The organism is Kamptonema formosum PCC 6407 (assembly GCF_000332155.1).
GTDB lineage: Bacteria > Cyanobacteriota > Cyanobacteriia > Cyanobacteriales > Microcoleaceae > Kamptonema > Kamptonema formosum.
In genome coordinates, this window is record NZ_KB235903.1 from 333,218 (window position 1) to 353,451 (window position 20,234).

Annotated in this window: 15 protein-coding genes; 7 read left to right on the forward strand and 8 right to left on the reverse strand. The window is 46.1% G+C overall.

All coding sequences use genetic code 11. The features are described 5' to 3' along the window. Positions 1–83 precede the first annotated feature (83 nt). A complete protein-coding gene (locus OSCIL6407_RS0106610) occupies positions 84–1,160 on the reverse strand; it encodes a glycosyltransferase family 4 protein (protein WP_039962154.1) in 1,077 nt (358 codons plus the stop codon). Positions 1,161–1,769: 609 nt separating this feature from the next. Here OSCIL6407_RS0106610 and OSCIL6407_RS0106615 point away from each other — a divergent pair. The 4 genes from OSCIL6407_RS0106615 to OSCIL6407_RS0106630 are packed head-to-tail and all read left to right on the forward strand — an operon-like array spanning position 1,770 to position 6,550. Beyond that, complete coding sequence (locus OSCIL6407_RS0106615) at positions 1,770–2,393, forward strand: hypothetical protein (RefSeq protein ID WP_007355084.1); 624 nt, start codon at positions 1,770–1,772, stop codon at positions 2,391–2,393. Continuing rightward, a complete protein-coding gene (locus OSCIL6407_RS0106620) occupies positions 2,394–4,175 on the forward strand; it encodes an asparagine synthetase B family protein (protein WP_007355085.1) in 1,782 nt (593 codons plus the stop codon). Continuing rightward, on the forward strand, positions 4,172–5,410 hold the full coding sequence (locus tag OSCIL6407_RS0106625) for a diaminopimelate decarboxylase family protein (RefSeq protein WP_007355086.1): 1,239 nt from the start codon (positions 4,172–4,174) through the stop codon (positions 5,408–5,410). The genes OSCIL6407_RS0106620 and OSCIL6407_RS0106625 overlap by 4 nt, the downstream gene beginning before the upstream one ends. A gap of 24 nt (positions 5,411–5,434) precedes the next feature. Continuing rightward, positions 5,435–6,550, forward strand: a complete 1,116-nt coding sequence (locus OSCIL6407_RS0106630; protein ID WP_234708742.1) for a toprim domain-containing protein — start codon at positions 5,435–5,437, stop codon at positions 6,548–6,550. Positions 6,551–6,642: 92 nt separating this feature from the next. Here OSCIL6407_RS0106630 and OSCIL6407_RS0106635 read toward each other — a convergent pair whose 3' ends face one another. From OSCIL6407_RS0106635 to OSCIL6407_RS0106645, 3 genes are all read right to left on the reverse strand, one after another. Then, positions 6,643–7,239: a Uma2 family endonuclease gene (locus OSCIL6407_RS0106635; RefSeq protein ID WP_039962159.1), complete on the reverse strand. Its 597-nt coding sequence runs from the start codon at positions 7,237–7,239 to the stop codon at positions 6,643–6,645. 37 nt (positions 7,240–7,276) lie between these two features. Beyond that, positions 7,277–8,950, reverse strand: a complete 1,674-nt coding sequence (locus OSCIL6407_RS0106640) for an asparagine synthetase B family protein (RefSeq protein WP_007355089.1) — start codon at positions 8,948–8,950, stop codon at positions 7,277–7,279. Between the two features lie 658 nt (positions 8,951–9,608). Further along, complete coding sequence (locus OSCIL6407_RS0106645) at positions 9,609–10,898, reverse strand: HEAT repeat domain-containing protein (RefSeq protein ID WP_007355543.1); 1,290 nt, start codon at positions 10,896–10,898, stop codon at positions 9,609–9,611. Positions 10,899–11,019: 121 nt separating this feature from the next. On the opposite strand from OSCIL6407_RS0106645, the gene OSCIL6407_RS0106650 reads away from it, so the two are divergent. Beyond that, positions 11,020–14,016, forward strand: coding sequence for a pentapeptide repeat-containing protein (locus tag OSCIL6407_RS0106650; protein WP_007355542.1), 2,997 nt, complete (start codon positions 11,020–11,022; stop codon positions 14,014–14,016). A 214-nt stretch (positions 14,017–14,230) separates the two neighbouring features. On the opposite strand, the gene OSCIL6407_RS0106655 is transcribed toward OSCIL6407_RS0106650, so the two are convergent. After that, positions 14,231–15,055, reverse strand: coding sequence for an RpnC/YadD family protein (locus OSCIL6407_RS0106655; protein ID WP_007355541.1), 825 nt, complete (start codon positions 15,053–15,055; stop codon positions 14,231–14,233). Between the two features lie 199 nt (positions 15,056–15,254). Here OSCIL6407_RS0106655 and OSCIL6407_RS0106660 point away from each other — a divergent pair, with 199 nt between their 5' ends. After that, positions 15,255–15,578, forward strand: coding sequence for a hypothetical protein (locus OSCIL6407_RS0106660; RefSeq protein ID WP_007355540.1), 324 nt, complete (start codon positions 15,255–15,257; stop codon positions 15,576–15,578). 216 nt (positions 15,579–15,794) lie between these two features. On the opposite strand, the gene OSCIL6407_RS0106665 is transcribed toward OSCIL6407_RS0106660, so the two are convergent. The 3 genes from OSCIL6407_RS0106665 to OSCIL6407_RS0106675 form a co-directional block, all read right to left on the reverse strand. Further along, complete coding sequence (locus OSCIL6407_RS0106665) at positions 15,795–16,529, reverse strand: glutathione peroxidase (protein ID WP_007355539.1); 735 nt, start codon at positions 16,527–16,529, stop codon at positions 15,795–15,797. Between the two features lie 294 nt (positions 16,530–16,823). Continuing rightward, entirely contained in the window at positions 16,824–17,234 is a 411-nt protein-coding gene (locus OSCIL6407_RS0106670) for a GNAT family N-acetyltransferase (protein ID WP_007355538.1), read from the reverse strand. Positions 17,235–17,306: 72 nt separating this feature from the next. Further along, positions 17,307–17,495, reverse strand: a complete 189-nt coding sequence (locus OSCIL6407_RS0106675) for a hypothetical protein (protein ID WP_007355537.1) — start codon at positions 17,493–17,495, stop codon at positions 17,307–17,309. A gap of 602 nt (positions 17,496–18,097) precedes the next feature. Here OSCIL6407_RS0106675 and OSCIL6407_RS0106680 point away from each other — a divergent pair. Then, positions 18,098–20,155 carry an elongation factor G gene (locus tag OSCIL6407_RS0106680; protein WP_007355536.1) on the forward strand — a complete coding sequence of 686 codons (2,058 nt, stop codon included), beginning with the start codon at positions 18,098–18,100 and terminating at the stop codon, positions 20,153–20,155. Positions 20,156–20,234: the final 79 nt, after the last annotated feature.

Below are 20,234 nucleotides of genomic sequence, written 5' to 3' on the forward strand. Positions count from 1 at the left end.
ACCGCTAAGATAAATAGTCGGACATAAAAAAACGTAGTTAGTCATTGTTTATTTTTGTCCACCTACTTAGCGGCGTGGCGGCGTTACGCGATCGGTGCATAAGTTTTATCTAAAATAGATTTGAACCAATCTTCAAGGCGCGAACCTAAAGCTTCTAGAGAGTATTCTATCTCTGCTTGTTGTCGGCAAGCATGACGGTCAATTTCATCTAGACGGGCGATCGCATCTACCAATCCTTCTACACTGTCGGGTTCTACTAAAAACCCTGTCTGTCCATCGCAAACAATCTCCGCTGGCCCACCTCGGCGGTAGGAAATCACGGGTACTCCACAAGCTAAAGCTTCGATCGCCACATTCCCGAAAGCTTCAACCCAACGCGGTGTCATCAATAACGCTTTACAGTTACCGAGTTCTGCTTGTAGTTTAGCTGTTGTCAGAAATCCTAAATATTTTACCGGAGCTTGGGGGTAATCTGCACAAATTTTCTGCCAGTAGTTTTCATCTTGAATTTTTCCCATAATTTTAAGGGGAATACCAGTAATTTGAGCGGCTGCAACTGCATCTTCTAAACCTTTTTCGGGAGAAATACGACCTAACCATGCTAATTGAAACTCTGGTTGAGGACAAAATTGGTATAAAGATAAGTCAAAGCCGCTGCTCAAAATTCTGCACTCCTTGGCAAAGGAAAAAGTTGCTGCTTGTGCTTCTGTGCAGACTCCTATTGTACCAGGAAATTGACTTGCTATTTGTTCTAGTATGCGATCTATTGTTTCTGAAAGGGAACCCATGCTGACCACATGAGCGATAGGAATGTTAAAAAATGGGGTTAAATAAAATGGTAGCCAATCGTAGGCAAAGTTAAGGATTAAATCATATTCATTTTGAACTTTTCTCGCGTATTCCCACATATTGGCAATGACTGAATCTCCCGGCATGACAATCGGTGTATTGCGATCTTGAGTTTGGGCAGGAGTTTGGAGTTCTCCGGCAATTTGGATGACGGGAATTGCTGTTAAAATGGAGCCACTGGGAGCTACAACGTCTATTTTTATGCCGCGACGTTTCAATTCAAAGGCCATATTAAATAAGGTTAATTCGACTCCGCCGCCTAGTCCAGAACCGAGCGATCCAACTGATGTTGACATTAATAATAATTTCATATAATTTGGTAATTGGTAATTGGTAATTGGTAATGGGTAATTGGGATACACAGATTTTACAGATGACTCTGATTTCACAAACTAAACGATCGTGACTCTAACTAATCCGTGTAATCCGTGTAATCGGTAAAATCCGCGATCATAATTGGTAATGCGTAATGGCTAATGGTTAGTGGCTAATGGTTAGTGGCTAATGAGACAGGACTGATATCATGTCCGGTTAAATACTTGTCATGTTAAATACTTGTCATGTTAAATACTTGTCATTGCGAGCGAAGCGAAGCAATCGCCTAGTCTCTGCGATTGCTTCGCTTCGCTCGCAATGACAGATCAGATCGTAAGTAATTTGCCGGACATGATATTACGCACCCAACCAAAGAAACCGGGTTTTTTACGAAAATACTTCGCCAGAACCCACAGGTGCTCTCAAAAACCCGGTTTCTGGAGCCATAAGTGTAAGTCCTGTGAAACTTAAAATTAAGCATTAGTGAAAAGCATGATAAAATCGAATAGAGTTAGCTTTAATCATAGATGATTCCGGTCATAGAAAAAGTGGCACATTAAGCGTAGAATATTATAGATTCGTTTACGCGATCGCGCTCGAAGTCTATGGTACCTCGACTCACCGAAACTCAATTGGCACAGGCGATCGCTGAGATCGAAAAGTTATCGCAGCGGCGCGAGTCAGAATTATCTCCAGAGCAAGTAAGAGAAATTTTACAAGAGTTGAATCTTCCTGACGAGCTTCTAGAAGATGCGATCGCGCAGTTGCAGCGTCGCAAAGTGCTAGAACAACGCCAGCGAAGGAACCGCTGGATCGCGATCGCCACGACAGCAGTAATAATCGCAGCGATCGCTCTAGGTGTTCTGTTTTGGCAAAATTGGCAGCAACAAATCGCTCAAGTTGTTGCAGGACAAGACCGGATTGCTCTATCTAAAACCAGTGGTGACAACCTCTCTCAAGTCAGCCGTCAAACAAATCCCCGCGTTTACTACCAAGTTACATTAAAAAATGCTCCGATCGATCGTCAGTTATCTCTGCAATGCGACTGGATCGATCCCAGCGGTCAAACTGTACATCAAGGGCGGTATCAAACTCGCGCGATCGCTACACCGATTTGGAATACCTACTGCTTTTATAATCTCGACTCTGCTTCCCCCCAAGGAAATTGGGAAGTGCGGATGTCGCTGGATGGGCGCATTCTCAGCACTCAGCCGTTTACGGTGCAGTAGATGGGCGATCTCGGTAAACCTTCACAGTTTGTAGGCTATTGGGGACGGGGCGATTCCCTGCGGGATAGCTTCGTTTCCCGTACTGAAATGCTGCGACGTTTAGTACCTGACTATGGCATCCGAGAGTGCCAACTATCTGAGACAGACACGCAATTAGAGTGGGCGATCGCATCTACTTCGGCGATCGATGCTAACCAAGTGACACTTAATGCTTGTGGGCGCAAGCAGCCAACCGATTTGCCGGGAGATGCTTGGGTGGCGGTGGAAGCGAGACAGCTAAGACTAGGGCGCGATCCGTTTGGGCGAGTACCCCTGTACTGGATGCAGTTAGGAGAAACAATTTGGTTTGCGACGCGCCTGCAACTGCTGTCACCGCTGATTCCCTCTCCTCAAGTTAGCGCGATCGCTCTACACAGCTATGCTTGTTTTTCCTACGTACCCACACCACTAACGCCGATCGAGTCAATTGCATCCGTAGCAGCGGGAACCGAGATGATTTGGCAAGTGGCAGATGGGAATGCGATGTCCTTGCCAAAGGTGCGATCGCTGCACTCCGCTTGGCAGGAAGCGCCCCAACTACTGCGGCGTGAAGACGAGGCGATCGCGCAGTTGCGAGTGCTTTTACAGCAGGCGATCGCGCGACAGGTGGCAGATTTGCCGATCGATGAACCCGTTGGCGTTTTGCTCTCAGGTGGCATAGATTCTTCACTGGTGACGGCGTTGCTGGTTGAGGCGGGTTTGCAGGTGCGGGCCTATAGCCTCGATTTTGGCGTAGAAGGCTATTCAGAATTGCCCTATGCTCAGCAGGTAGCGGACTTTTTACAGATTCCGCTGGTGCGAGTGGTAGCAACAGGCGATCGCCTGTTACAGGCGCTAGGAGCGACCGCTAAAGCCCTGGATTTGCCCTATGGAGATGGCACAACTGGCCCGCTATTCTTACTCAAACAAGCAGCGGCGCAAGACGTGCGGGTGATATTCAACGGCGAGAATGGCGATCAGCTATTTGCTGGATGGACGAACAAACCCTTGATTGCCAACGGAGTTTACGATCGGGAGCATCCTACCGCAGGGGAAACCTTTGAGCAGCAGTATTTGCGGACATTTCAGCGATTTTATGGATATGAATCGCATATATTTTCACCCGCACTCTTAGCCCAAATTCAAGATCGCGATTTGAGCGTTTATTTAAAAGATGCGATCGCAACGGCAGCCTGCCCTTCTTTGCTGGCAAGGCTTAGACGAGCTTCGCTGATGCTTAAAGGCGCACAAAATATTCAGCCCAGGGCAACAGCATTAGGGTTTGCACATGGGTTATGGGTGCGATCGCCATTTTGTGACCCCGACCTGACGGCCTGGACGTTTCAATTACCTGGAGAGCTTTTGCTGCAAGGCGCTTGCGAAAAATACATTCTCAAAAAAGCGGCCGATCGCTGGTTGCCCCCGGAAATTGTCTGGCGCGAAAAGCGCGGGATGGGCGTTCCGTTAAAGGTTTGGTACTATCGCGAGTTTTGGGGTGCGATCGGCCGGTGGCTGAATCCGAATGTGTTGCGGTCTGAAAATCGCTGGCAGCCTTATTTAGCCGACGCGATGCTATCTGGAGGACTTGGAATTGCTATGCGCGATCGCTATATTGGTAATAATCTTTGGCTGCTGCTGATGTGGCAGGCATGGCGAACCGAAGTTTTAGGAGAAATTCCGGTTAAGCGATCGCTGGATCATGTTTTTTGGCTACCACCTGCGATCGGGCAAAGGATTTGGAAGTATCGAAGGAGTCGGCAATGAGCGAATCTGTGGTTGAGGAGCAAGCTAAAATACATTCGCCACCATTCTCGCAAGCATTGGCGCAGGAATTGCTATCAGCTTACGGTTCTCCGTTGTATGTGTATCAGGGCGATCGCTTGCGTCAGACGCTCGATCGCATCGCGCGATCGATTGACTATCCGCAGGTTCAGTTTCATTTTGCTAGCGTCACCAACGGCAATATTGCTCTGTTACAACTGATTCAGCAGGCTGGCTGGGGGCTACACGCGAATACACCGGGCGATGTGTTTTTGGGACTGAAAGCTGGTTTTACGAGCGATCGCATCGTCTACACTGGCAGTAACCTCAGCCGGGTTGATATTCAGCAATTGCTCGACTGGAACATCAATCGATTCAACTTCGATAGCCTGTCGCAACTTCACGATTTTTGCGATTGTTCCCGCAGTCAAGCGCGATCGATTCATTCCGAAATCGGACTGCGCCTCAACTCACCGGAATTAACGGGAGACAGCCGTATTGGGGTACGTCCCGCAGAATTTGACAAGGCCAACGCGATCGCACAGCAGCATGGGTTTAAAATTACTGGACTGCACTTCTACCGGGGGACGGGGACTAACGCCACCAGTGCGTTTATAGACGCGATCGATCGCGTCGTAGCCATCGCCCAACAGCTTCCTGATTGGCGATCGCTCGATTTTGGTGGTGGATTTGGCTATCCCTATCGAGGCGGTGCGGCCTTTGACTGGAGGGAGTTTGGTACAGCCATTACTCAAAAGCTGACTGCGCGATCGCACCCGATCGAGTTAGTAATCGAACCCGGACGAGCCGCGATCGCAGGTTGCGGCGTAATGCTGGCGAAAGTTGTCTCGGTAAAGTGGCAATGCGATCGGCAAATTGTTGGCGTGGATACGACTGTGGCAAATTTATCTGTGCCTGCGGTACATGGCGGCTATCGAGCGATCGCAGTTTGGGAAAATGAATCTAGCTTGGGAGACAGTACGCGATCGCGATATCAAACGGATATTTGCGGTAACACGACTTACTCGCGAGATTATTTGGGACGAAATTGTTGGCTACCTTCACTTAAAATTGGAGATGCGATCGCGATTTTGGATAGCGGGGCTTACGGCTATGCGATGTCGTCGCATTTTCTGCATCGTCCTCGTCCTGCGGAGGTATTAATTGAAGGCAACCATCATCGATTAATTCGGCAGCGAGAAGACTATTCTATCTTGTTAAACGGGCAAATCTTCTAAATTAATCAGGAGACTGAAATGGGAATGAAATGCGTCCAGTGTGGAACCGACAACAATTTGCGCGATCGTACTAATAACTCAGGTCGCTGTAAGAATTGCAATCATCCATTTGTGTTTGAACCCACTACCGTCACCGATAAAAAATTAGCATTCACAGATCCATTTTTCAAGAAGGCGCTCGAAGATATTTCTAGCCAAAATATATTATTCTTCACGCCCAAACAGTTTTTGTATTTTATTGATAAACGCCTTAAAACTCGCGCCTCAACTCCCCGATGGTTGTGGATTTTTATCTACTTATTTTTGGGCTTGTTGGTATGGGGGAGTGGTAATATCATTAACGCTATTCTTACAATGAGTTTGTTAGGGCTATTTTCCTACGGAATCAGTATTTCACAAAAACGCAGTCAACACGGAATTCCTGAAGTATTTCTAGTCAATGCCGCACAAAGCGATCGGTGGCTGCGAAGCTGGCAAAAGGTGAACGGAAGATTAGAAAAACTGCTGCGTGCCCCTCGTCAAAATGCTTTGCCTGCTAGCATCGATCGCGAAGTCAGCGCCTACAGTTTCGATCGCGCTATTGTTTGTGACAGTGACGAAATCACTCAATTCCTAATTGCCAATAACGTCCATTTTGAAAATAACTGTGCGATTCTTAGCATCAGCGGCTATCCCCGAAGCATCTTCAAGACGGTGATAGAAATGCTACGTCGCAATGCCGATTTAAAAGTGTATGCGCTGCACGATGCTAGCCCTTCTGGAGTAAGTTTAGTACATCAATTGCGAACTAATCCAGACTGGTTTGCGAATCAATCAGTAACGATTTTTGATTTAGGTATTTCTCCCCGTCAAATCTTAGAAACCAGCAATCTATTTGTGCAAAAATCAGTGGCAATGGCAGAAACAGCCCGTCAATTACCTGACACCGTGAGGCAAAGCTTAACAGCTAAAGAACTAGCGTGGTTGGATGCAGGTAATTTTGTTGAATTGGAATCGTTTACGCCGCAGCGGTTGTTGCGCGTCGTCAACTATGGACTTGCTCAAAGTGGCGATCCGCAGAGCAATGACGGTTTAATATTAGTGGATAATTCTGTAGGGTATGGTGGCGGCTATGTTTTTATCTCCGATAGTTTTGGTTAGGGCGTGTTTTCAAACTTTGTAATCAGATTCATCTCCCCTAAAAAAGACTGAAATTGTCACAGGAATTACGCAACTGCCAGACTTAAATCAATTCATTCGCAAACAATCGAGATTCCCTGCTGGAAAACCTGCACCGCTTCAGCAAAATTAGTCTCGCCCATCAAAATGCAGCGTTTTAGCAGGTCAATATCCAGCATTTCCAATCCTGAAAGTTCGCTCCGAACCACTTCTTCATAACCATGCGATCGCAGATGATAAAGTCGCAACGTGCCATCCTCCCAAAACCACACTTCTGGCACGCCCAGAGCTAGATATTTTGCTAGCTTGCGCGATCCTCCACTGGTATAAACTATCTCAATAGACAAATCGGGAATCGATTTAACTTCCCCCAAACAAAACGATTTGTCTGCCTGAGTTGAAGCTTCTCCCGTCTTCTCCTGCGTCATCGAACCGGAAGGGTAAAATTTGACACCTCTCATCAGCAGAAAAGTTGTCACTAGGTAGCCAACAATTTCAGAAAAATTTTCGTGCTCGAATCCCGGCATAAGTATCTCGATCGCACCTGCAAAAAAAGATAATTTCACTTTGGGCGAATCTTCCACAGCCTTCTGGATTAACTTAAATTGCTCCCATGTGCCGTTAAGCACTACTCGCCGTTCAAGAGTTTCCCTTGAGAGAACTTGTGTCATTGGAACTGCACCATTATCTCCTGTTAACATCATAACCCTAACGACGATTCACTTGTAACCAGATTTCCAGCGTCACCAGCAACCACAGTTTCAACCCATAGCGGGGAAAAACTTCGCCGCGATAGTTTAGCCACTCCCGGATCAGCGCTTGATTGAGATAGGGCGCGATCGCAGCCCGTCGATTCAGCAGCAGCGATCGCGCCTGTCGCTGCCAATGCGTCAAAAACCACTGCTGCATTGACATTACCATGCCGCTTTTCGGACGATTGACGATCGCATCGGGTAGCAAATCGGCGACAGCAGCTTTGAGGACGGCTTTTTCTTGTGCGCCGGAAAGCTTGTATTCTGGGGGAATTTGTAAACTCAGCGCCACCATGCGCGGATCGAACAGGGGCGATCGCGCTTCCAATCCGGCAGCAGTGGTTAAATTATTCACTTTGGTTAAAATGTAGTCGGCTCCCTTAAACTCAATATTTAGCCGCATCAGTCGATTCAAAAAGGTGGTTTCTGTCCGTTGCAATTCCTCACCAAAGACGGAAGGCGCATCCTTTACCAGATTCCAGACTTCTGGCTTTAGCAAACGCGGCAAATCGACATAACATTTCTGAAAAGAAGTCAAGTAAGCTGCGATCGCATCGCCTTCACCATGAATCGAACCGTACAAACTATTTAGCAGCATCGGCTTATTTTTCGGCCCACCAAAGCAGGGATCGCCGCCTTCGCCATTAAGCACCACATCCACAAATTCCTTTGCCGATCGCGCTAGCAGCAAATTTGGCACAGTCAAGCCTTCCCCCACTGGATCGTCCATCGCCTCCAGCGTTTCCGGTAGCAACTGCCAAATGTGCTGCGGCGAAACTTCTAAAATATGGTGTTCAGTGCCACAATGTGCGGCTACGATGTTGGCAAATTCAATCTCACTCGGATACTCCGCGCCAAAGTGAATCGAAAAAGTATGAACCGGACGATCGTGCAGCCGCGCTGCGATCGCGGTCACGCAGCTTGAGTCAATACCGCCTGAAAGGTATGCTCCCACTGGTTTGTCAGCCGGAAGCGCCTGCTGTACCAGTTGTTCCAACAGCGATCGCACCTGCCCAGCGTGCCATTCCATCGGGCGATCGGCGTTAGTAATTTGCTCCTGCGGCTGCCAGTAGCGCTGTGGCTGGGCCACCGGTAAGCACAGGTAGCTACCGGGCCGTAACTCTCGCACTCCCTGCCAGAGCGTTTGCGTTCCGGGTACAAACGCACAGCACAAATAATCTCGCAAAGCGATCGGGTCGAGTTCTTGAGGATGATAGAGATTGAGCGATCGCAGTCGAGGCGCAACCCAGCTAGTCGTTCCCGTCGTCGTGTAGTAGAGCGTTTTGGCCCCGACGCGATCGCGCCCCAGACACAAGGTTTGTTGTTCTCGATCCCAGATAACAATGGCAAACTGCCCTTCAAGCAAGCTCAGTGTTTCAGTACCCCACTGTTCCCATAGCTGCCCGACGATCGCCAGATCGCTCAATCCATCTGCGTTAGTCAGTTGTTTGAGTAGAACTGAGCGATCGAAGCAGCAGTCACCCACCAGCACAAATCGCTGACTAGGACTGAAGGTTGGCTGGACTGCGATCGCCGCAAAACCGGAAGTTGCCCAGGTAGCAGGCTGCGATCGCGCTGCTGGCCCCCAAGCAATGACCCAATTTGGATTGATAAACTTTTGAGTTTGCATCTGTAGCTAGGGGCTAGGGGCTAGGGGCTAGGGGCTAGGGGCGAAGATGGGGGAGATGGGGGAGATGGGGAAGATGGGGGAGATGGGGGAGTGGGGGAGATGGGGAAGATAGGGGAGAAGGAGAAGAAGGGAAACAAGGGAATAGAATCAGCGAGTTTCAGTAACTCAGAACGTCCTCACTAGCAAGAAGGTTGCTATATTTTCGTCAAAAAACCCGGTTTCTTTAGTTGGGTGCGTAATAATACCATTTCTCCAAAGTTTTGCTACAGTCACAACGCTCCGATTAACTTCATACAATTACCCTACTGCGGCTACTGTTGCATGATTTTGGAGAAATGGTATAAATATCATGTCCGGTTAAATATAGCAACCGCCACAACGGTTAAGACACTCACTCAGGGCCCAAACTATTGACTCTCTTCCCCTCTTTCCTCTCTTTCCTTCTTTCCCTAGCCCCTAGCCCCTAGCCCCTAACCGCCCTGGCGGTTGCTATACTTGTCATTGCGAGCGAAGCGAAGCAATCGCAAGGTCTCTGCGATTGCTTCGCTTCGCTCGCAATGACAGATCGTAAGTAATTTGCCGGACATGATATAAGTCCTGAATTAGCAATTAGCAATTAGCAATTAGCAATTAGCAATTAGCAATTAGCAATTAGCAACTAACTACTATCTGAGTTATTATCAGTTAAATTGCTGGAATTTGACCGAGATGATTTATCATTCCCAGAAAGGGGAAGGTTGCGGTTTAACTGAGTTATAGCCCAACGCGCTGTTTCCTGAACTTCTGCATCGGGATCGTCGGCGGCCCGCTGCAATAAGTGACTAACTTGATTGACTAACTCATAAATCCGTGTCAGATCCCGAATCGCATTTTTACGGACTTCGGCACTTTCATTTTGTAATGATATCAGCCAAGCGCGATTCATGGGTTTGAGAGTTTTAATGCCGATTTCTGACAAACTTGACAAAATTAAGCTGTGCTGCTTGGAGTCCGAGTTAAGTAGTAGATTTACTAAGGGTTCAATGGCTCTAGAATCTCCTCGATCGCCTAGTTCCCAAATTGCTTTATGCCGTTTGGTGGGATGGGGGTGAGCTAAATCTTTGATGAGTTGGTCAATAAGATTAATTTTACTTGGAGCTGAGGTTTCTTCAACAAAAATATCTGCTGTATGATTAAATGGCTCTGCTGGATTAAATTTTTCCGACAAGTCCACGCCAGGAACACTGTAGTTTTTACTATAATTTCCGGGTGTAAAATCCTCTGAATTGTCACCACCTATCGCTGCTTCAGATTCGGGCTCGTCAGGCTCAAAGCTCGACGTTGAAGGGCGATCGGAGTTGTCGATCGCGCGATTTCTAGGCATTGCCGGAGGATAGGGTGGCGGATAAATTCCATTAACTGTATTCGGAAAAACGGCTGCCTCTGGGTCATCTGGAGAGTTATTTCTGAGCTGATTTCTTTGAGGCTTGCGTTTGCGAGCGATCGCGACTTTTCGCTGTAAATTCTCAGGTTCGCCGCTACTGACAAGTTTGAGCAAAATAAATACTGCTGCACCTGTGACTAAAAATGCTGCCAAACTCAACAACAATAAGCTCCGCTGCTTTAGCAGAACTCGAATGATAGAGCTTACTGGTTTTGGAATTCGAGAATTAGAGGAATTGGCTTTTTCTTGCTTGGGAGCGGGAGTAGGTTTCCCTGGAGTAGGGGTTGAGGTAGGTTTTGATTGCCCAGGAGAAGGCTCCTGAGCGGCAACAGGGGCGAGTCCAAAGACAATTACTTGGGAATTGGCAATTATGCCCTCAGTCCCGCCTGTCGCACTTGCAGAGGTGGGAATTTGATTGTACAAACCTGTAGAGGAGCGATCGCTTCCTCCCCTGCCCTCCGTAGGGGCAAAGCTTAGACAGACAATGCAAGTCAGTAAACACAAACTGGAGCGGTAGTGCGCCATAAGACTCAATCGGGGTTTTGAGAGGCAACGCCGCGTGACGGGCTTTGGTGTAACCTTGAGCTAGCTCAATCCTAGCTGCTATGCACCCAACTAACTAACGAGCGTGAAACGATATAGAACAGTGGCGGTTGGTAAGGAAGTAGAATGCAGAAAGTTTATTACCACTGAGCCCCTGGGGAAAAGTGGAGAAACGGCTGAACAAAAAGTTTGGGATGCCGTCCGCCTTGCCTTTGCCGATCGCGACTGCATTGCCTACTGGCGCTATCCTATTTTTTCTAAGGTAGGCGAGTTTCGCAAAGAGCCTGATATTCTGATTGCCGATTTGAAACTGGGCTTAACTATTATCGAGGTTAAGTCGATCGTAATTGACCAAATTGTAGCGATTAATGGTCACAAATGGGAATTCCAAAATTTTTACACTACTAGCGGCAACCCTTATCAGCAAGCTGAAAATCAATTATTTGCGATTCTTGGGTACTGCGATCGCGAAATGGCTCTGCGCGATCGTGTCAGCGGGAGAGCGATCGTTGCTTTGCCCCTAATTAATCAGCAGCAGTGGCACGAAAAAGAGTTTAACAAACTTCCGAGTTGTCCGCCCATCATTTTTAAAGACAATCTCGAAAGCGATTTGGGACTGGGAACTAGGGATTGGGAAGTAGAGACTAGGGAAATGGATATTTGTTCCCCTGCAAAACAATCGCTAATTGAGATAATTGAGCAAGTCGCTCCAGTTAAGAAGGGAACTCAACTTAGTAACGAACAGTGGAAACTATTGCAAGCTGTCATCAGCGGCACGCCCATGTTCCGTCCCCCACCTCGAAAATTTTATTTAGGAAAAACGAGAGCATCTGGAGGAGCAGAAAATTCTCTAATTCACAATCCACTATCTTTATCTCCCCTGATTCAAGAATCTGAGACAGGCTTAAATTATATCCCTCGCGCAGAAGTTTTAGCCAAATTACAAAATCAGTTATTAACACTAGATTTACAGCAAGAACACATCGGCAAAGAAATCCCCCCAGGGCCACAAAGAATTAGAGGAATTGCTGGCTCAGGCAAAACAGTTTTACTTTGTCAAAAAGCGGCAATTATGCACTTAAAGCATCCAGATTGGGATATTGCTTTAGTATTTTTCTCCCGCAGTTTATACGAAACAATTATCGGAATACTGGATAAATATTTGCGTCGATTTAGTTATGGTGAAATCGGATATAACCAAAACAATACAAAGTTACAAGCCTTCCATGCTTGGGGTGCAAAAAATCAACCGGGACTCTACAGCACTCTTTGCCGAGCATCAGGAATCTGGTCTTTGAGCGTTAACGATACTGAATTTCAGCAACCCAATGAAGCTTTAGCCTATGTTTGCACCCATTTATTGAAATCAGCTAAAATCCCTCAAATATTTGATGCCATTTTGATTGATGAAGGTCAAGATTTGATTGTAAATGATGAATTAAAATATGAGGGGAAACAGCCTTTTTATTGGATGGCATACCAAGCTTTACGACCTGCGAATTCTTCCTCTTTCTCCCCGGAAGAAGGAAGCCTTGGCGGTCGAGATTTACGGCGTTTAATTTGGGCTTATGATGAAGCACAAAGTCTAGAAAGTCTGAACATTCCCACTGCTAGCGAGTTATTTGGCGACGATTTAGGACATTTGGTCAGTGGCCAGTATAGCGGCGGAATTAAAAAGACTGAAGTTATGCACAAATGCTATCGCACTCCCGGCCCAATTCTGACAGCAGCTCATGGTATAGGGATGGGTTTGTTACGGTGGGAGGGAATGCTAACTGGCATTACTCGCATTGAAGATTGGGAAGCAATTGGGTATCAAGTAATAGGGGACAATTTAACCGAGAAATCTTCAGTTATTTCCACAGATATAGCAACATTCTCAGCGATTAGTACAGATTTTGTAGGGGCGGGTTCGCCTGAATCTTTGCCACCCATCGACAAATTATCAAAACCCGCTCCCACCCCACTTAACCCCTATAAGTTATCTCTTGGTAAGTTTACCAATGGTCAAAAAATCACTCTTTACCGTCCTTCTGAAAATTCTCCAAATCTAGTCCCTAAGTTGTGGGGAAGTCCAGTTTTAGAGTTTCAGGCTTATCATTCTCGCGTGGAAGAATTGACAGCGCTTGCCGATAATATTCTCTATACTTTAAAAGTAGATGGCCTTCGACCTTCGCGGGAAATTTTGGTAATAGTTTTAGGCTCTAATTTTGAAGCAATGGAACTAGAAAGTTATGTTGCTAGTTTCTTGATGGAACGAGGAATTGATGTCTATATTCCCAGTACACCTGAGTGCAATATTTTGAAGCCAGATAAAGAAAGTCGCGATCCAAATCGCTTTTGGTGTGAAGGGGGGGTGACAGTTTCTCGCATTCACCGTGCTAAGGGTAATGAGGCTGATATGGTGTATGTTGTTGGCTTTGATCATGTGGCTAAAGATGAGAGTAATTTGAGTTTAAGAAATCAGTTATTTGTAGCTTTAACAAGGGCTAAAGGTTGGCTGCGATTGAGTGGTATCGGTGCTTATCCGATGTATGAGGAAATGTGGCGAGTGATGGAGAGTGGGGATACTTTTACTTTTACTTTTAAGCGCAAGCCAAAGCGAGAGATAAGTGTTACAGATACGGGGGAAATATTGAGGCGATATGCTGATGGCGATCGGAATTTTCAAGGGATAAATTTAGCTGGTGTGGAGTTAGTGGGGGTAAATTTGCAGAATGCGAATTTAATTGGTGCTAATCTTCAGGAGGCTGATTTAAGGAATGCTAAGTTAGATGGTGTAAGGTTAGTAATTGCTAATTTGAGTGATGCTGATTTGAGTGGTGCTAGTTTAAGGAAGGCGAAGTTACTAGGGGCGATTTTAAATGATGTACAATTGAATCATGCTGATTTAAGTCGGGCGGATTTAAGTGATGCTCAGTTGAGGAATGGGCAGTTAGTTGGTGCTATTTTGAAAGAGGCTAATTTGAGTGGTGCCGATTTAAGTGGGGCTAATTTACTGGGGGCGAATTTAGAGGCGGTTAATTTTAGTGATGTGAATTTTATGGGGGCAATTATGCCGGATGGAACGATTTTTAGTAGCGGTGTTGACGGTTGGTAAGTCAAAATATTAGCACTTACGCAGGGAGTCCCAGAAACCGGGTTTTTGAGAGAATCTGTGGGTAACAACGAAATATTTTCGTAAAAAAACCCGGTTTATGAGGTTGGGTGCGAAAGTCCTATTGATAAAAGGAATTAATATGAACTTACGACCAAAAACAACAGCGATCGCGCTTTGGGGAAGGAAGGGCGATCGCACGATACATACAACAGAATTAAAGCTGGCTGATAAACTCATCTAGAGTCGTACAAGTCCAAGCTTGGCGAAGCAACGCCCGCAAATTTTCAGGCGTTAACCCCTCACCCTCAAGTTTTGGGTTTACCTCTGGTGGCACAGAGTTAAACCTCACTTCTAAGGCATCGAAAATAGAAGTTTTCAAGGCTTGTTTTTGTCCTTTTTCTACTCCTTGTTGAATGATCTCCTGATAAATGACTGACTCGCGCATAATGTCCTCCCGAAACAATTGTTTGATTAAGCTTTTTTCAAAGCGCAAACCTGCTAAGATTTCGCTACAGACTGCAATCTGACCCCGTTCTGCTGATGGCTCAATTTTAGCTAATTCTTCACCAACTTGACTGAGCAAACGTTCTGGGGTGTCTGTCTGGCACAGAGCCGCTAACGGCAAGAGAGCGGGATTGTGTAATAATGGTTCTGGGTCTTGCTGCCACATTCGGATGATTTGATAGCGATGCCTCGTGTTTTCTACACGAAATTGGTCTTTTAACCGATTAGCAGCAGAGGTTTCTTTGAGGATAACGAGTGCTTGTGTGATGGGCACTCGATATCGCCGATAAAGTCTTACCCAGTAGTCTAACATTCTTAGGGGTAGGGGTGTTTCGCCAGCTACGTTGACCTCGAATTCTAAGTGGAGAATTCGTTCTTGGGTGCGTAAAAAGGTGAGATAATCGGCTCGGATGGGTTCAATTGCTAATTCGGTTTTTAGGATTTCAACGGATGTGGGGGTTTGTCCTAATATCCAGGTGGCAAATTCTGCTGGGTATTTTTCCGAGAGATATTTGCAGGCATTGTCATAAGACATTCAAGGAATTTAAGTTGTAATTGAGTACGTTTTTATTATAAGCAAGAGAGAGTTTAGGCTGTTGATTAGTTTTATAGGATTATAGCATTATATTGGCAGGGATCGCGCTTTGGGGAAGGAAGGGCGATCGCCGCGCCAGATTCAGCAGAAATGATTATTTAAGTTAGACTAATAAATATGATATTTAGGAGAAAAATCTATGAGGGTAGAACGGTGGGATGACGATCGCTTAGATCGTTTAGCTAATACAGTAGAAAGTATTGGCGATCGCATGAATGCTTTCGATATTCGCATGGATGCTTTAGGCGCTAAATTAGAAGTCACGGCTAATATCGCAGATAGTAATGCTCGTGTGATTCAAGCTTTAGCAAATGTGGCAGCAGAGGCCAGAGAAGAACGGCAGCAGTTATTTGAGAGAATGGATCGGCAACAGGCCAATATTGAGGGTTTAAGAATTGAGACAGCGCGGATGCTTGATATTCTATTAAATCAACGGAATCAGGGGGATAATCCTACTGCTTAATTTCATAATAAGTAGTCGGACATAAATAAACGTAGTCAGTCATTGCGAGCGAAGCGAAGCAATCGCAATGCCTTGAAATTGCTTCGCTCCGTTCGCAATGACATTGTTTATTTTTGTCCATTTACTTACGTGAGTTCGACAGGGGTTAAAACCCCCGTCTCAAAGATTAAGTCCTCTTAAGAGGACTAAGGAAAATTCATTAGTTTTTTAGTCCTCTTAGGATACACCAAAATAAGTAGCTAGCTCTTCGGAACCACCGATTAATTTGCCATCTATAAACACTTGAGGTACTGTTGCTGCTCCAGTCATTGCTAGCAAAGAGCGTGTCGTAGCATCCTTACCCAAGACAATTTCTTCGTAGTCTAAACCTTGCTCTTGTAAGATTGCTTTGGCACGAGCGCAGAATGGACAACCTGGTTTTGTAAATAAGGAAACCACTTTGGGTTTTACAGCTTGCGGATTAATGTAATTGAGCATCGTCTCAGCATCCGAAACTTTAAACGGATCGCCTGGTTCTTCCGGCTCGATAAACATTTTCTCGATCGTGCCATCTTTGACTAACATCGAATAGCGCCAAGAGCGTTTACCGAAACCTAAATCGACTTTATCAACTAGCAATCCCATACCTTCGGTAAATTCCCCGTTGCCGTCAGGAATCATGGTAATATTAGTTGATTCTTGAGCTTTTGCCCATTCATTCATCACGAAAGTATCGTTCACAGAAATACAAATGATGTCATCGACACCATTTTCTTTAAAGGTCTTAGCTAATTGGTTGTAGCCAGGAACGTGAGTTGATGAACAGGTAGGTGTAAAAGCACCAGGTAATGAAAAAACAATTACTGTTTTACCTGAAAATAATTCATCAGTTGTGACTTTCACCCATTCGTTATCTGTGCGAGTGTGGAAAGTCACAGAAGGTACTCTCTGTCCTTCTCGGTTAGGTAACATAAGTTTTGCTCCTTGATTCAACAAAATTAGAAGGGATGGGGTTGGGGTTTGGAAATGTCTTCTCTATTTAAACGCGATCGCGTTTAAGGGGCGAATGTTCTGGAACATTAATAATTATGTCCGAACTGATTCGCTTTTCCTTACCCTTACAGTTGAAATCGTAGCGCTATTTGGTTAGTGCAGTACGTTGTTACTCGACTGTAGCGCGATCGCGTCTCTCCCTACTTCTTCGGGGCAACAAAAATCTAGCCCCATTTTTTTGATAAATGGGGTTGGCGGTGAAGGTTCCAGCCATTACCGCAGTTTTTCTCCTGCTTCCAGCAGCCAAGCCTGGGGATGGTGGGTAAAACCGATGTGGGGATAATATTCGGTAGCGGCTGGGGCCGCCAGTAATACTAAGTGAGCTTGTTCGCCAGATTCTATTTGGGTTCTGCGGATTAATTCTTTGCCAATTCCTGATTTTTGATGGGATTTTCTTACTGCTAAATCTGACAAGTAGGTGACGTAACTAAAATCCGACATAGCTCTGGAGATGCCGACTAGCAATTCGCCATCCCAAGCGGTAACGATCAAATTAGAATTAGCAATCATCTGCTGGATGCGATCGCGATCGTCAATTGGTCTTCTTTCACCGAGAGTTGAGGCTCGATATAGGTCGATTACCTCATCTACATCCAAATCATTTCCTACTCGATATTGAATCATTGTGTACCTATCGAATTTAGATTTTATATTTTAGAGCGATCGCGCTCGGAAAATCTAAATGCGACTGAGCAACTACGATGCTTTAGGATAATCTTGTTTGTCTGATGACTCTACCGCCATTTTCTCCGCTTTGTCTTTAATTGACTTCAGTACCTGCCGCACTACCCAAGTAGATAAGCGAGGATTATTTTCTATTTCTGTAATTAGACTGTCTAAGTCTTTAACGATTGCATTTAATTGTTGGGTAGAATTCTCTGGCATGGCTTGAATTTTAATTATTTAGCACTTACACACTTCGACCTAAGAAATCGGGTTTTTTACTGAATATGCAGGTGGCGACGAAGATACTAGGACTTACGCACCCAACCTCATAAACCGGGTTTTTTGACGAAAATACTTCATTCTTACCCACAGACGATCTCAAAAACCCTGTTTCTGGAACTCCCTGCGTAAGTCCTGGTCTCTTCCTAAAAAACTGCTGGTTGAGCGAAGTTAAAACCCGATTCCTGGCCCCCAGTGAGTTAGCAAAGTGGTTGACCAGCCTGCTTGAACTCGAAAAGGATGGCTCTTGCTCCTTATATCCAGGTGAGTTTGACAACATCAGGAATCGGGAGCAAATTTACATAAGTTAGCAATAATTAATAAGCTTTAATGCTTGTCAAGATTTATTTAATGCGATCTTAAGAGAAAATACAATTTTTATTTTAGTTACTAAAACTACGCTATTCTCAAAGTATTGCGCGATATCCATAACTTTAATGTATCTGGACTTGAAAACAGGTTTTCCTAGTTAAAGTCTAGATCGTCATGCTCTAAATCATTTCAAAAAGAGCAATTTTAAACTATTTTCGGTTGGAGGGAATATGAACGAAAAAGTCATTTCTACCGCTCGGAACGTTGCCATAGTTGGCCCCTATCTCAGCGGCAAAACCACGCTACTAGAAAGTTTGCTGTCGGTGATGGGGGCAATTTCCCGTAAAGGTAGTGTTAAGGATGGTAATACAGTTGGGGACAGTTCTGCTGAGGCGCGCGATCGCAAAATGAGCGTAGAAGTCAACGCCGCCAGCGCAGAATACGAAGGCGTGCGCTTCACATTTCTTGACTGTCCGGGATCGATAGAATTTGCTCAAGAAACGCTGAATGCGCTGATGGGAGTGGATGCGGCTGTAATTGTTTGTGAAGGAGTCAGCCAACGTATTCTCACCCTAGCTCCGCTGTTTAAATTTCTGGATGACTGGGAAATTCCGCATTTAGTTTTCATCAATAAAATGGATCGGACTTGTACAGATGAGACTAGCTGCGGCTCTAATTTTACAGAGGTACTCAATGCCTTAAAATCGGTTTCTAGCCGCCCCGTGATTCCGCATCAATATCCGATCGCAAAAGGTGAAGCGATCGTTGGCTTTATAGATTTAGTCACAGAACAAGCTTATCATTACCATCCCGGCGCACCCGCTGACCCCGTGCCAATGCCGGTAGAACTTAAGGAGCAAGAGTACGCTGCACGGCAGGAAATGCTGGAGGAATTGGCGAATTTTGACGACCATTTACTGGAAGAATTGCTAGAAGAAATTAACCCCGATGCTGAAGAAATTACCCAAGATTTAAAGATGGAATTGGGGGCGGATTTGATTGTGCCGGTGTTTATTGGCGTTGCAGAGCAAGATTTTGGGGTGCGGCCGTTGCTACAAGCCTTGCTGCGGGAAGCTCCGGTACCGGAAATGACGGCCCAGCGGCGGGGATTGACGCAAGGTGCGAACGCGCCTTTGGCTCAAGTGCTGAAAATATATTATACACCCCAGGGCGGTAAGTTATCGCTAGTGCGAATTTGGCAAGGGACGCTAAATGATGGGACGGTTTTGAACGGGGTGCGGGTTGGTGGTTTGTATCGGTTGATGGGGTTGCAAACGCAGCCTTTGACGGCGGCGGGTGCGGGTGAGATTGTGGCTTTGGGACGGTTGGAAGGGGTGAAAGCTGGGGAGGCGATCGCGTTGGGCAGTCAGCGGGTAGAATTGCCGAAGGCTGAGCGGTTGTCGCCAGTGTATGCGTTGGCGATCGCGCCAGAAAAGCGCAACGATGAAGTCAAGATGAGCGCTGCTTTGGCGAAGTTGATGGAGGAAGATTGCTCTCTGGTGTGGGAGCAGCACGGGGATACTCACGAAATTATACTTTGGGGACAAGGTGAGATTCATCTCAAAGTTGCCCTGGATCGGCTGCGGCGGAAGTATAATTTGCCGATGGTAACTCACTTACCACAAGTACCTTATAAGGAGACGATTCGCAAGTCGGCGGCCTCTGTACACGGGCGTTACAAGCACCAAAGTGGGGGTCATGGCCAGTTTGGCGATGTATATTTGGACATTAAACCGCTACCGCGTGGGGAGGGTTTTAATTTCAATGAAACGATTGTGGGTGGTGCTGTACCGAAACAATATATACCGGGGGTTGAGACTGGGGTGCGAGAGTATTTGGTACATGGCCCCTTGGGTTTCCCGGTGGTGGATGTGGAGGTGACGCTGACGAATGGATCTTACCATTCGGTGGACAGTTCGGAACAGGCGTTTAAGCAGGCGGCGCGTTTGGCGATGCAGGAGGGGATGGCGAAGTGCGATTCCGCTTTGTTGGAACCAGTCGCATCTGTGGAGATTGTTGCTCCCAGTGAGTTTACCTCTAAGCTGTTGCAGTTGGTAAGCGGCCGTCGCGGTCAAATTTTGGGTTATGAAGCGAAGTCTGACTGGAAGGGATGGGATCGGGTTTCGGCTTATTTGCCGGTGGCGCAGATGCAGGATTTGATTGTAGAGTTGCGATCGCAGACGATGGGGGTTGGGTTTTTTAGTTGGGAGTTTGACCATTTGCAGGAAGTGCCGGAACCTTTGGTAAAGCGGGTTTTGGCGACTGCTGCTGGGAATGGTAAGAGTTAGGAAGAAGTTAGCCGGGGGTTTTTACCCCTGGCGATTGTAAGTACCTGGACAAAAATTGTCCCTTGGGGTGGTTGTCTAT

Coding starts and splice junctions, on each gene's coding strand:
- OSCIL6407_RS0106610 (WP_039962154.1), bottom strand. CDS start 1,160: ATGAAATTATTATTAATGTCAACATCAGTTGGATCGCTCGGTTCTGGA.
- OSCIL6407_RS0106615 (WP_007355084.1), top strand. CDS start 1,770: ATGGTACCTCGACTCACCGAAACTCAATTGGCACAGGCGATCGCTGAG.
- OSCIL6407_RS0106620 (WP_007355085.1), top strand. CDS start 2,394: ATGGGCGATCTCGGTAAACCTTCACAGTTTGTAGGCTATTGGGGACGG.
- OSCIL6407_RS0106625 (WP_007355086.1), top strand. CDS start 4,172: ATGAGCGAATCTGTGGTTGAGGAGCAAGCTAAAATACATTCGCCACCA.
- OSCIL6407_RS0106630 (WP_234708742.1), top strand. CDS start 5,435: ATGAAATGCGTCCAGTGTGGAACCGACAACAATTTGCGCGATCGTACT.
- OSCIL6407_RS0106635 (WP_039962159.1), bottom strand. CDS start 7,239: ATGACACAAGTTCTCTCAAGGGAAACTCTTGAACGGCGAGTAGTGCTT.
- OSCIL6407_RS0106640 (WP_007355089.1), bottom strand. CDS start 8,950: ATGCAAACTCAAAAGTTTATCAATCCAAATTGGGTCATTGCTTGGGGG.
- OSCIL6407_RS0106645 (WP_007355543.1), bottom strand. CDS start 10,898: ATGGCGCACTACCGCTCCAGTTTGTGTTTACTGACTTGCATTGTCTGT.
- OSCIL6407_RS0106655 (WP_007355541.1), bottom strand. CDS start 15,055: ATGTCTTATGACAATGCCTGCAAATATCTCTCGGAAAAATACCCAGCA.
- OSCIL6407_RS0106660 (WP_007355540.1), top strand. CDS start 15,255: ATGAGGGTAGAACGGTGGGATGACGATCGCTTAGATCGTTTAGCTAAT.
- OSCIL6407_RS0106665 (WP_007355539.1), bottom strand. CDS start 16,529: ATGTTACCTAACCGAGAAGGACAGAGAGTACCTTCTGTGACTTTCCAC.
- OSCIL6407_RS0106670 (WP_007355538.1), bottom strand. CDS start 17,234: ATGATTCAATATCGAGTAGGAAATGATTTGGATGTAGATGAGGTAATC.
- OSCIL6407_RS0106675 (WP_007355537.1), bottom strand. CDS start 17,495: ATGCCAGAGAATTCTACCCAACAATTAAATGCAATCGTTAAAGACTTA.
- OSCIL6407_RS0106680 (WP_007355536.1), top strand. CDS start 18,098: ATGAACGAAAAAGTCATTTCTACCGCTCGGAACGTTGCCATAGTTGGC.